Source organism: Streptomyces sp. SudanB52_2052 (genome assembly GCF_964272415.1).
In the GTDB taxonomy this organism is placed as follows: Bacteria; Actinomycetota; Actinomycetes; order Streptomycetales; family Streptomycetaceae; genus Streptomyces; species Streptomyces olindensis.
Genome location: NZ_OZ186796.1, coordinates 3,349,231 through 3,361,113 on the forward strand (window position 1 = coordinate 3,349,231; position 11,883 = coordinate 3,361,113).

General features: G+C 72.0%; 8 protein-coding genes. 2 read left to right on the forward strand and 6 right to left on the reverse strand.

The annotated features are described in order from the left end of the window. Positions 1-196: 196 nt before the first annotated feature. The gene (locus ACSUPV_RS14635; protein WP_436947625.1) at positions 197-1,885 is read left to right on the forward strand and encodes a chitinase; all 1,689 of its coding nucleotides are present in this window, start codon (positions 197-199) and stop codon (positions 1,883-1,885) included. Positions 1,886-1,922: 37 nt separating this feature from the next. On the opposite strand, the gene ACSUPV_RS14640 is transcribed toward ACSUPV_RS14635, so the two are convergent. The 4 genes from ACSUPV_RS14640 to ACSUPV_RS14655 all read right to left on the reverse strand — a co-directional run bounded on the left by ACSUPV_RS14640 (position 1,923) and on the right by ACSUPV_RS14655 (position 8,108). Continuing rightward, complete coding sequence (locus tag ACSUPV_RS14640) at positions 1,923-3,236, reverse strand: Nramp family divalent metal transporter (protein ID WP_031119721.1); 1,314 nt, start codon at positions 3,234-3,236, stop codon at positions 1,923-1,925. A 183-nt stretch (positions 3,237-3,419) separates the two neighbouring features. Continuing rightward, positions 3,420-3,902 (reverse strand): ATP-binding protein, encoded by a 483-nt coding sequence (locus ACSUPV_RS14645; protein ID WP_031119722.1) that lies wholly within the window; start codon positions 3,900-3,902, stop codon positions 3,420-3,422. 80 nt (positions 3,903-3,982) lie between these two features. Continuing rightward, positions 3,983-4,873, reverse strand: a complete 891-nt coding sequence (locus ACSUPV_RS14650; protein ID WP_436947626.1) for an anti-sigma factor RsbA family regulatory protein — start codon at positions 4,871-4,873, stop codon at positions 3,983-3,985. Between the two features lie 34 nt (positions 4,874-4,907). Continuing rightward, the gene (locus tag ACSUPV_RS14655) at positions 4,908-8,108 is read right to left on the reverse strand and encodes an ATP-binding protein (protein ID WP_436947627.1); all 3,201 of its coding nucleotides are present in this window, start codon (positions 8,106-8,108) and stop codon (positions 4,908-4,910) included. Positions 8,109-8,382: 274 nt separating this feature from the next. Here ACSUPV_RS14655 and ACSUPV_RS14660 point away from each other — a divergent pair, with 274 nt between their 5' ends. After that, complete coding sequence (locus ACSUPV_RS14660) at positions 8,383-9,735, forward strand: M14 family metallopeptidase (protein WP_031119726.1); 1,353 nt, start codon at positions 8,383-8,385, stop codon at positions 9,733-9,735. A gap of 22 nt (positions 9,736-9,757) precedes the next feature. Here ACSUPV_RS14660 and ACSUPV_RS14665 read toward each other — a convergent pair whose 3' ends face one another. Together ACSUPV_RS14665 and ACSUPV_RS14670 are read right to left on the reverse strand one after the other, a co-directional pair. Continuing rightward, positions 9,758-10,261 (reverse strand): hypothetical protein, encoded by a 504-nt coding sequence (locus ACSUPV_RS14665; RefSeq protein WP_031119727.1) that lies wholly within the window; start codon positions 10,259-10,261, stop codon positions 9,758-9,760. Between the two features lie 102 nt (positions 10,262-10,363). Then, a complete protein-coding gene (locus ACSUPV_RS14670; protein WP_031119728.1) occupies positions 10,364-11,842 on the reverse strand; it encodes a GntP family permease in 1,479 nt (492 codons plus the stop codon). Positions 11,843-11,883: the final 41 nt, after the last annotated feature.

The window sequence follows — 11,883 nt, forward strand, 5'->3', positions numbered from 1 at the left end:
GCTGGGGAGGAACTGCCGTTGCACAAGATGCGTCAAATCGGGGCAGGTTGAGCATCTTGCCGGTCGCCGGGGAGGCGCCGGCCGGTCCCGGACGGTGGGCCGGGAGGGCCCGGTGTTGACGGTGGACCCCCGTCGGGGGCGCGCGTGTTGGTCTGGACCTCTTGACAGTCGCTTTGGTCTGGACCATTTTCTTGTCATGTCCAGACACAGACGATCCCTGCGGCTCTGGTCGGGTGCCGTCACGGCTGCCCTGGCCCTCACTGTCACGACCGTCGGCCAGGCCTCCGCCGCCGACGTCAACAACGCCAGGAACGCCGGTTTCGAGGCGGGCCTGACCAACTGGACCTGCTCGGCGGGCAGCGGTACGACGGTCTCCTCCCCCGTGCACACCGGGACGGCCGCGCTGCGGGCGACCCCGTCGGGGCAGGACAACGCGCGGTGCACCCAGACGGTGGCGGTGAAGCCGAACTCCACCTATTCCCTGGGCGCCTGGGTCCGGGGCGGCTACGCGTACCTCGGCGTCTCGGGCACGGGCACCACGGACGTGTCCACGTGGACGCCGGACTCCTCCTCCTGGAAGCAGCTGTCGACGACGTTCACGACGGGCGCGTCGACGACATCGGTGACGGTGTACACGCACGGCTGGTACGGGCAGGCGGCGTACTACGCGGACGACGTGTCGGTGTTCGGCCCCGACGGGGGCGGTGGCACCGACCCGGGCCCGACGATTCCTGCGGCGCCGGCCGGCCTGAGCGTCTCCGGTACGACGTCCTCCTCGGTGTCGCTCGCCTGGAACGCCGTCTCGGGCGCCACGGGCTACACCGTCTACCGCGACGGCACGAAGGTCACGGCGGTCTCCGGCACCTCGGCGACGGTGACCGGTCTCGCGGCCTCGACGTCGTACTCCTTCCAGGTCACGGCGACGAACGCGGCCGGTGAGTCGCCGAAGTCGGCCGCGGTGACGGGGACCACGAGCAAGCCGAACGGCCCGGGCACCTCCCTTCCGAAGCACGCGGTGACCGGCTACTGGCAGAATTTCGACAATGGCGCGACGGTCCAGCGGATCTCGGACGTACCCGCCCACTACGACATCGTCGCGGTGGCCTTCGCGGACGCCACGGGCACGCCGGGCGCGGTGTCGTTCACCCTCGACTCGGCCGGTCTGAACGGCTACACCGTCGAGCAGTTCAAGGCCGACGTGAAGGCCAAGCAGGCGGCCGGCAAGAAGGTCATCATCTCGGTCGGCGGCGAGCGCGGCACGGTGACCGTGAACGACGCGGCCTCCGCGACGAACTTCGCGAACAGCGTCTGGTCCGTGATGCAGGAGTACGGCTTCGACGGCGTCGACATCGACCTGGAGAACGGCCTCAACGCGACCTACATGACGCAGGCCCTGCGCGCCCTGTCCGCGAAGGCGGGCCCGTCGCTGATCATCACGATGGCGCCGCAGACCATCGACATGCAGTCGACGTCGAACTCCTACTTCCAGACGGCGCTGAACATCAAGGACATCCTCACGGTCGTCAACATGCAGTACTACAACAGCGGCTCCATGCTCGGCTGCGACGGCAAGGTCTACAGCCAGGGCACGGTCGACTTCCTGACGGCCCTGGCCTGCATCCAGCTGGAGAACGGCCTCGCCCCGTCCCAGGTCGGCCTCGGCCTGCCCGCCTCCACCCGCGCGGCCGGGGGCGGCTATGTGTCGCCGACCGTGGTCAACAACGCCCTGGACTGCCTGACCAGGGCCACCAACTGCGGTGGCTTCAAGCCGCCGCGGACGTACCCGGCGCTGCGGGGCGCGATGACCTGGTCGACCAACTGGGACGCCGCGACCGGCAACGCGTGGTCCGACGTCGTCGGACCACACGTGGACGCGCTGCCGTGACCGGCGTCCCCGTCCGCCTGCTCGAAGAGTCGGTCTCCTAGAAGAACTCCCCCCACGGCTGGTCCCAGATCTGCTTCACGCACAGGATCAGGAACAGCAGCCCCGCGAGGGCGAGCATCACGTTGCTCACCGGGCCGTTGCGCCACTCGCGGGGCGTGCGGGAGGAGTTCAGCAGCCAGATCAGGGTGCCGGCGAGGAAGGGCAGGAAGGCCGCGCCGAGCACGCCGTAGATGATGATCAGGCGGAAGGGCTGGCCCTCGAAGAGCAGGATCATGGGCGGGAAGGTCAGCCACAGCAGATACGCCCGGAACGGCCAGGAGCGTTCGCGCTCGCCGGAGGCGACCTCCTCGCCCTTGGCCTGGCCCCGGCCCGACAGGCGGGCCACGAAGTCGGCGAACATCAGGCTCACGCCGTGCCACACCCCGATCAGCGAGGTGAAGGACGTGGCGAAGAAGCCGACCAGGAAGAACTTCGCCGTCGCCGCGCCGTACTCCTCCTCCAGGATGTCACCCAGCTGGATCAGGCCCTTGTCGCCGCTGGCGATGGCGATGTTCGCGGAGTGCAGCAGCTCGGCGCCGACGAACAGCATGGCGATCACGAAGATGCCGGTGGTGGCGTAGGCGACGCGGTTGTCCAGGCGCATGACCTTCATCCAGCCGGTGTCGGTCCAGCCCTTGGCGTTGACCCAGTAGCCGTACGCTGCGAGCGTGATCGTGCCGCCCACGCCGCCGATCAGGCCGAGCGTGTTGAGGATCGAGTCCTTCTCGTCCGGCAGCACCGGCAGGAGTCCGGCGAAGGCGTCGGGGATGTTCGGCGTGACCCGGATCGCCAGGTACACCGTCACCAGGAACATGACGCCCACCAGGACCGTCATGACCTTCTCGAACACCGCGTACTTGTTGAACCAGACGAAGACCAGCCCGACCAGACCGCAGGCGATGCCCCACCACTTGAGGTCCATCACGTCCGGGAAGAGCGCCTGCAGCGGCAGCGCGCTCGACGACATCGCCGCCGCGCCGTAGACGAAGCCCCAGACGACGACGTAGACCGCGAAGAACCACGTCGTCCAGCGGCCGAGACTGGCCCAGCCGTCGAACAGGGTGCGTCCCGTGGACAGATGCCAGCGCCCCGCCGCCTCGGCCAGGGAGATCTTCACCAGACAGCCGATGATCGCGGCCCACAGCAGGGTGTAGCCGAAGTTGCTGCCCGCGATGAGCGTGGCGACCAGGTCACCGGCCCCCACCCCGGTCGCCGCGACGACGATCCCCGGCCCGATGTACTTCCAACTCGCCTTGCGCATCGAGGGTTGCCGGGGCGCCTGGTCCGTGGTGTTTCCCGTGGTGTCCGCCATGCAGATCAAGAAACCGCAAAGGACCTCAGCCGACAAGAGGGCGGGAGCGGTCCGGCCCGAGGGGCGCGGGGCTGTATCGATGTGCGGCTCCGCCGCGTGGGCGCGAACACCACACTCAACCCGCACACGGGGTCCGGACCAAGGCGGCAGGGCATGCCGCCAAGGCCCGACCCAGCGGTAGCGTCACGGCTGTCGCCGACCACAGCCGTCCGCCCCGCACGTGCCGAGCTCGAACCACACGATCTTGCCCGGCCCGTCCCGGTGGCAGCCCCAGCGCTGGGCGAGGGCGTCCACCAGGAACATCCCGCGGCCGCTCTCCCCGGTGCCCGCCTCCAGCACCAGGGGAACGCGCCGTTCCGCGTCGGCGACCTCACAGCGCAGCACGCCGTGCGCGGCGGAGAGCGTGAGCCGGAAGCGGCTCTCGGCGTGCACCAGTGCGTTGGTGGCGAGCTCGCCCACGAGCAGCTCGGCCACGTCCGCCACCTCACCGCGCTCCGCGATCCCCCAGCCCTCCAACTGCCTGCGCACTTCCGCGCGTGCCTCGCGGACGGCGGAGGGCCGGGGTGCGTACTCGACACTCAGGTGGCCCGCTCCCAGGGGTGGTTGCGGGAACGGGCCGTACTGGGCGTCGGGGTCCGGGAGGTGGCGCCCGGAGAGTTGCAGCATGGGTCCAGGGTGGTCCCGGGGGGCGGTCCGGCGCAGGGGGAGGACTACCCGATCCCCTACCTGCTTGTGCAGGTGGGGGGCTATGCGTACTGGAGGCGGACGGTGGCGCCCGCCGTGTCGTCACGGACGTCGACGTAGGCGCAGACCTGGCGCGCGTACCAGAGCCCCGGGCTGTCGACGGGAGGCGGGACGAAGCCGGCCAGGGGGTCGTCGAGGCGGTGGGCGGAGCGCAGTTCGCAGACGCAGGCGGGTGCCTCGCCCCACAGCAGGGTGTCGCCGTCGAGCGGGGCCAGGGCCGCCGCCGTCTCCGCGACGGCCGTGGCGAACAGCTCGGCGTCGGCGGCGGGCAGCCCCCGCGCCTCGGCCCAGGCCCGTACGGCGGCGGCGTGCGGCTCGGCCATCGGGTGGGCGCCGTCGGGGGGCAGCGGCAGCGGTACGACGTCGAGTTCGGCCGTGAGCCGCACCGGGTCCTGGTACACGTCCGTGTCGGGGTGGGCGCGGCGGGCCGCGGCGACGACGGCGGGCCCGGCGGTGCGGGTGTCGTAGGCGCACAGGGCGGTCGTGGCCATGGGGGCGAAGAGGAGGTTGGCGAGGGCCTCGTAGCGGATCCACTCGGTGGTCTCGCGGGCCGAGCGGCCGGCCCGGCCGCTCCAGACGGGCTCCATGAGGAGGTGGATCCGGCCGCCGGGGCCGGCGTGCGCGGTGAGGTAGGAGGCGGCCTGGGCGACGGCGTTGGCGGCGGAGCCGGTGTACCAGTCGGTGTGCGCGATACAGGTGACGTCCTTGGCGTCGGCGCCGAGGGCGTCCCGCAGGAGGTCGAGGTTGCGGGGATCGGCGATGGCCACGGGCGGTGGTTCGCCGGGGGCGGCGAGGCCTTCGCCGAGGAAGGGCAGGGCGGCGGCGAGGAAGCCGTCGTCGGTGCCGAAGACGGCCATGCGGTGGTCGAAGGCGGTGCGTTGTCCGGTGGTCACGGGGTCCCCTCGGGTGGGTGTGGGTGCGGTCGGGTCAGCGCTGTGCCGTCACCCAGGCGGCGATCTGGCTGCGGTTGCTGAAGCCGAGCTTGCTGAGGATGCGTTCCACATGGCCTTCGGCGGTACGGCGGGCGATCACCAGGCGGTCCGCGATCTGCTGGTTGGCGAGCCCTTCGGCGACGAGCTGGGCGACTTCCGTCTCGCGGCGGGTCAGGCGGACCGCGGTGTCCTCCTGCGGCGCCCGGCCTCCTCCGGGGGACTCACCGGGGTGCGGGCGGGCCGGCTCCCGGAGCGCGTGGCCGACGAGTTCGGTGAGTCCGAGACCGCCGCCCCGCCGGTGCGCCCGTTCGAACGCCTCGCGTCCCAGGGCCCGGCAGGTCCTCTCCTCGCTGTCGCGGCGGGCGGAGTTGAGGGTGTGCGCGCCCCAGCGGCCGGTGTCGATGTCGGCCCAGACGCGGTCGGCGCCGCCCAGCAGCACGGCCGCGTGCTCGTGGGCGCCGCGTGCGGTCGCGATCGACGCGAGCAGGTCGAGGGTGAGGGCCATGCCGATGACGTCGTGGACGGCGAGTTTCAGGCGCAGGGCCTCGCGGGCGTGCCGTTCGGCCCGGGGCCAGTCGCGGCGCACGGTGTGCGCGAGGGCGAGCATGCGCAGCACGTACGACCGCACCCACTGCTCGCCGTGCCGCTCGCACAGCCGCAGGGCCCGTTCGCAGACCTCGACGGCCCGGTCGGCCTCGCCCAGGTAGCCCAGCGCGCAGGCGAGTTCGACCTGGTCGAGGCCGACGAGGCTCAGGTGCTGGCCGGGCACGGGGCCGCGGGCGACGGTGGACTCGAAGTGCCTCAGCGCGCCGGGCAGGTCGTCACCGAACAGCCGGATGACGCCGATGACGTACTCGGCGTGGGCGGCTTCGGCGGTGTCGCCCAGGGCGCGGGCGAGGGCGAGGCCGTCGGCGGCGTGGCGGCGGCCCCGGGGGAAGTCCTGGGTGGCGGCGGCGAGCAGCCCGGCGACCCACAGGCCGCGGGCCCGTTCCCGGGTCGGCTCGGGGTTGGCGGCCAGGGCCCGGTCGAGCCAGTAGAGGCCCTCGCGGGGGGCGCCGCAGGCGTGCCAGTAGAACCAGAGGGCACCGGCGAGGCGGAGCCCGGCGCGTGCCTCGCCGGGGGTGGAGAGGCTGAAGTCGAGGGCGGCGCGCAGATTGTCCTGGTCGGCGCGCAGTCGCGCGACGGCCTCCGGCTGCCCGGGCCCGAACCAGGCGCGCTCGCAGTCCTCGGCCCGCCGCAGGATCCAGTCCCGCTGCCGTCGCCGGGCGGCGCCCTCCTCCCCGGGCGTCCGCCGCAGCTGCTCCAGCCCGTACTGCCGCAGGGTGTCGAGCAGCCGGTACCGCGCACCGCCCGGCCCCGGCTCCCGGCAGAGCACGGACTTGTCCACGAGCCCGGCGAGTGCTTCCAGGACGTCGTCGGTACGCAGGGCCGGGTCCGCGCCGGGGGCGTGGGCGGGGCACAGGTTCGGGTCCGCGCCGGGGGCGTAGGTGGTATGCAGGGCCGGGTCCGCGCCGGGGGCGTGGGCGGGGCACAGGTTCGGGTCCGTGCCGGGGGTGCCGACGGGGAGAGGCAGGGCCACGGCTCCCGTGGGCGCCTGGGCGGGCCGGGCAGCCGGTACCGCGGAACCGGCCGGGAGCGGATGCACGGGCCGGGGCCCTGGGCCGGGGACGGCCGGGAGCGCCTGCGCGGGCCAGGGGCCTTGATGGGTGCCGGCCGTGAACGCGGGGGTGGAACCGGCCGTGAACGCGGGCGCCGAACCGGCCGTGAACGCCGGCGCGGAACCGGTCCCTTCGTCGAGGCCGCCCGTCGACGCCGGTCCGAGCCGGACCCATTCACCGAGGCCCCCCGCCGACGCCGACCCGGGCCGGACCCGTTCCCCGGGGTCACCCGCCGACGCCGGTCCGAGCCGGACCTGTTCGCCGAGGCCCTCCGCCGACGCCGACCCGGGCCGGACCCCTTCGCCGAGGCCCCCCGCCGACGCCGACCCAGGCCGGACCCGTTCCCCGGACCCGTCCGCCGACGCCGACCCAGGCCGGACCCGTTCCCCGGACCCGTCCGCCGACGCCGACCCGGGCCGGACCCATTCACCGAGGCCCCCCGTCGACGCCGACCCAGGCCGGACCCGTTCCCCGGACCCGTCCGTTTCACCGGACCCGTCCGTTTCACCAGGGCCGTCCGCTTCACCGGGCCCGTCCGCTTCACCTGGGCCGTCCGTGGACGCCTGCGTGTGTGGGAACGCTCGGTCGGTGCACGGTCGCTGGGTCTCGGCGTGCCCGGGGGCTCCTTCCGGGCCGTCGTCCGCGCACACCGCCTCCGCCGTCTCCAGGTCGAAGCCGCCCGCCAGGACCGACAGGCGGGCCCACACCAGTTGCTCGGGGCCGGTGCACAGGTCGTGGCTCCAGGCGACCGCGGCGCGCAGGGTCTGGTGGCGGGGCAGGGCCGCGGGGCTGCCGGTGGTGAGGAAGCGGTAGCGGTCGTCGAGGCGGTCCAGGAGCTGGTCGACGTCGAGGACGCGCATGCGCACGGCGGCGAGTTCGATGGCGAGGGGGAGGCCGTCCAAGCGGTGGCAGAGGCGGGCCACCGAGGCACGGTTGGCCGGGGTGAGGCGGAAGCCGGGGACGACGGCCGCGGCCCGGTCGGCGAAGAGCGTGAGGGCCGGATACCCCTCGGCGGCGGAGAGGTCGCTGTCCGGGTCGGGCACCGGCAGGGGCCGTACCTCCAGCAGGTGCTCCTCGGTGAGGCCGAGCCGGTGCCGGCTGGTGGCGAGGATCCGGACCCCCTCGGTGCCGCGCAGCAGCGCCGCGGCGAGCTGGGCACAGGCGCCCGCGAGGTGCTCGCAGTTGTCGACGACGAGGAGCAGCCGCCGCTCCCGTACCTGTTCGACGAGGGCGGCCAGCGGCGGCTGGGGTGAGTGGTCGTGCAGCCCCAGCGCGTCGGCGGCGGCGAGCGGGACGAGGGCCGGGTCGTGGAGTCCGGAGAGGTGCACGAAGCGCACTCCGTCCGGGAAGGCGCGCTGCACCCGGGCCGCGATGCGTGCGGCGAGCCGGGTCTTGCCGACGCCGCCCGGCCCGGTCAGCGTCACCAGTCGTGCGCGGGCCAGCAGTTCGCGGCCCTCGGTCAGTTCGCCACGCCGGTCGACGAAACTGGTCGTCTCGGCCGGTAGGTGCTGGTCCCGTCGTGGCGCTGATCCGCCCATGATCAGCCAGTCCTCTGGGGGTGTGGTCCGGGGATCCGGACACTCCGGCTCCCCTTGCGCGGACCCACACTCTCTCCCGGTTGCGTACATATATGCACGCTCGGGTCACACCCGTGGGTGCACTTCGGCCGCTCCCTCTCGACCGCCGCGCCGTACGCGTACACTGCACGGCCACTTTCGGTCTTGACCTGCTCATGCCATTGCCTGAACGATGTGCGCCACCCGCACCACGTACGTCGCACGGAACCAACCCCACCTCCCACAAGGAGATTTCATGCGACTTCGGATACGAGGCTCCGGCGCCCGCAGCGGCAGACGCACCGCCGCCATCGCCGCCCTCCTCGCCCTCGCCCTCGCGGCGCCCCTCTCCGCGACGGCACCGGACGCCACCGCCGACAGCGCGCCCAAGGCCGCTCCGGCGGCGGACGACGTCCGGCAGTACGAGATCCACCTGCACTCGACGGCCAAGGACCGCACGGCGCTTCAGCGCGCGGGCGTGACCGTCGACGAGGCACACGGTCACGGGGTCGTCGTCTCCGGCCGCGCGGACCAGATCAGGAAGCTGCGCGCCCAGGGCTACGAGGTCACCCCGCTCGGCGCGGTGCCCGACCGGTCCGCCGGCGAGGACGACGTCCGGGTCTTCGACTTCCCGTCGGCCGACTCGAAATACCACAACTACGCGGAGATGACGAACGAGATCAACTCGATCGTCTCGGCCAACCCGTCGATCGCGAGCCAGCGCGTGATCGGCAAGTCGTACCAGGGCCGGAACATCGTCGCCATCAAGATCAGCGACAACGTCGGCAGCGACGAGTCCGAGCCCGAGGTGCTGTTCACGCACCACCAGCATGCCCGCGAGCACCTCACCGTCGAGATGGCGCTCTACCTGCTGCGCGAGCTGACCTCCGACTACGGTTCCGACTCCCGCGTCACCAGCATGGTGAACAACCGTGAGATCTGGATCGTGCCGGACATCAACCCGGACGGCGGCGAGTACGACATCGCCACCGGGTCCTACCGCTCGTGGCGCAAGAACCGGCAGCCCAACTCCGGTTCCTCGTACGTCGGCACGGACCTGAACCGCAACTGGAACTACCGCTGGGGCTGCTGCGGCGGCTCCTCGGGGTCGACGTCCTCGGACACCTACCGGGGGACCGCGGCGGAGTCCGCGCCGGAGGTGAAGGTCGTCGCCGACTTCGTGCGCAGCCGGGTCGTCGGCGGCAAGCAGCAGATCAGGGCCGGGGTCGACTTCCACACGTACAGCGAGCTGGTGCTGTGGCCGTTCGGCTACACGTACTCCGACACGACGACCGGGATGACGGCCGACGACAACGCGGCGTTCAAGGCGGTCGGGCAGAAGATGGCCGCGAGCAACGGGTACACGGCGGAGCAGTCCAGTGACCTGTACATCACGGACGGGTCGATCGACGACTACCTCTGGGGCGTGCACAAGATCTTCGGCTACACGTTCGAGATGTACCCGAGGTCGGGTGGTGGTGGGTTCTACCCGCCCGACGAGGTGATCGAGCGGGAGACCTCCCGTAACCGGGACGCGGTGCTGCAACTGCTGGAGAACGCGGACTGCATGTACAGGTCGATCGGGAAGGAAGCCCAGTACTGCAGCTGAGGTGCGCGGTTCCCCGCGCCCCTTACTCGGCGTTCTCGTCGAAGTAGGCGTCCAGTACCGCGTCCAACTGCTCGTCCCACTCGGCGAACCGGCTCCTGGCCGGTGCCTCGATCTCGATCGGGTACCAGCGCCGGTCAGGGGTGTGGACGGTGACGGTGTAGCGCTTGCCGAAGCGTGCCGTCTCCGTCTCCACCGCGCCGATCTCGTCCCAGCGGAACTCGCACTCCTGGTCGTCCAGGCAGAGCCGTACGCCTCTGTGGTCGGCGACGATCCGCGCCCGGCGGTCGGACGCCTCGAAGACGGGACCGTCGACCGCGGCGTCCTCCTCCGGCTCGGGGGAGGACGCCGTGTCCTTCTCCTCCGCCTCGGGTGCGGCCTCCTCGGCCTCCTCGGCGACCTCAGGCTCCTTCTCCGGCCCGTCCTCCTCCGTCCGGGCGGACGCGGGTGAGGTGAGCCCGGGGATGAAGGCCGGGTCGAATCCGGCGCCCTCCAGGGGCTGGCTGCTCGAACCTATGCGCTGCTCCACAGCGGAGCAGTATGGTCGAGAAACCTGTGCCGCACACAGTCGGCCCCGACTTCGTTATCAGACGCCTACAAGAACCGGCCGCCCCACGGCGGTTGCGGGCCCCTACAGGAACAGGCTGAGCACGGCGGCCACCACGAACCCGGCCACCGACAGCACGCTCTCCAGCACCGTCCACGTCTTGAGCGTGTCCCGTTCGCTGATGCCGAAGTACTTGGCGACCATCCAGAAGCCGCCGTCGTTGACGTGCGAGGCGAAGATGGAGCCGGCGGAGATGGCCATGATGACCAGGGCGACGAAGGCCTGCGAGTGGTCGCCCTCCGCGAGCAGCGGCGCCACGATGCCGGCCGTCGTGACGATCGCGACCGTCGCCGAGCCCTGGGCCACCCGCAGGACCACGGAGATCAGGTAGGACAGCACGATCACCGGCAGGCCCACGTCGTTGAACGTGTCCGAGAGGGCCTGGGCGACGCCGCTGGCCTTGAGGACGGCGCCGAAGACGCCGCCCGCGCCGACCACCAGCAGGATGTTGCCGACCGGCTTGAGGGACGCGGTCGACACCGTCTCCAGGGACTTGCGGGACCAGCCGCGGCGGATGCCCAGCAGGTAGTACGCGAGGAACAGCGCGATCGTGAGCGCCACGAACGGGTTGCCGAAGAACTCGATGACCGAGCGCGGCGTGGACGGGTCCAGGGCGATCGACGAGAAGGTCGCGGCGAGGATGAGGACCAGCGGTGTGCCGATGATGCCGAGGACCGTGCCGAGGGAGACCGGCTGCTCGCTGGGCGCCACGCCCGCGGCCCGCTGCTCGTCGACGACGGCCTGCTTGGCCTCCTCGGCCGCCTCGACCATGTCCTGCGGCACGGGCACGAAGATGCGGCGGCCGATCCACGCCGAGTACGCCCACGCGGCCACCACGGCGGGCAGACCGCAGACGACGCCCATGAGGATGACCCAGCCGAGGTCGACGTGGAGGAGAGCGGCGGCGGCCACCGGGCCGGGGTGCGGCGGCAGGAACGCGTGGGTGACCGACAGGCCCGCGAGCAGCGGCAGGCAGTACAGCAGGATCGACTTGCCGGACCGCTTGGCGGCGGCGTAGACGATCGGTGCCAGGACGAAGATACCGACGTCGAAGAAGACGGGGATGCCGAAGATCAGGCCGGTCAGGCCCATGGCGAGGGGTGCGCGCTTCTCGCCGAACAGGCCGAGCAGCCGGCCCGCCAGGACCTCCGCGCCGCCGCTGACTTCGAGGATCGCGCCGAGCATGGTGCCCAGGCCGATGATGATCGCGACATGGCCGAGGATGCCGCCCATGCCCGACTCGATGGTGGAGACGGCGTCCGACTTCTGGACCGTGCCGAAGAGTTCGGTGACCGACAGTCCGGCCGCGAGGCCGACGGCTATGGAGACCGCCAGCAGGGCGACGAACGGCTGGAGTCTGACCCTGATGATGAGGAAGAGCAGCAGCGCGATGCCGAGCGCGGCGGTGAGCAGGAGTCCGGCGGTGCCGTCGACGAGGAGGAGCAGTCCTCCCGTGTGGGGCGGTGTCTCGGCGGGGGCGGACGCGGCGAGCGGATGGGACATGCGGGGGTCCTCTGCGTAAGTGCATGCAGCTTCTGGGTAGG

Excerpts from the sequence above, each read along its gene's own strand:
- ACSUPV_RS14635 (WP_436947625.1), top strand. The coding sequence starts at position 197 with ATGTCCAGACACAGACGATCCCTGCGGCTCTGGTCGGGTGCCGTCACG.
- ACSUPV_RS14645 (WP_031119722.1), bottom strand. The coding sequence starts at position 3,902 with ATGCTGCAACTCTCCGGGCGCCACCTCCCGGACCCCGACGCCCAGTAC.
- ACSUPV_RS14670 (WP_031119728.1), bottom strand. The coding sequence starts at position 11,842 with ATGTCCCATCCGCTCGCCGCGTCCGCCCCCGCCGAGACACCGCCCCAC.
- ACSUPV_RS14640 (WP_031119721.1), bottom strand. The coding sequence starts at position 3,236 with ATGGCGGACACCACGGGAAACACCACGGACCAGGCGCCCCGGCAACCC.
- ACSUPV_RS14660 (WP_031119726.1), top strand. The coding sequence starts at position 8,383 with ATGCGACTTCGGATACGAGGCTCCGGCGCCCGCAGCGGCAGACGCACC.
- ACSUPV_RS14655 (WP_436947627.1), bottom strand. The coding sequence starts at position 8,108 with ATGGGCGGATCAGCGCCACGACGGGACCAGCACCTACCGGCCGAGACG.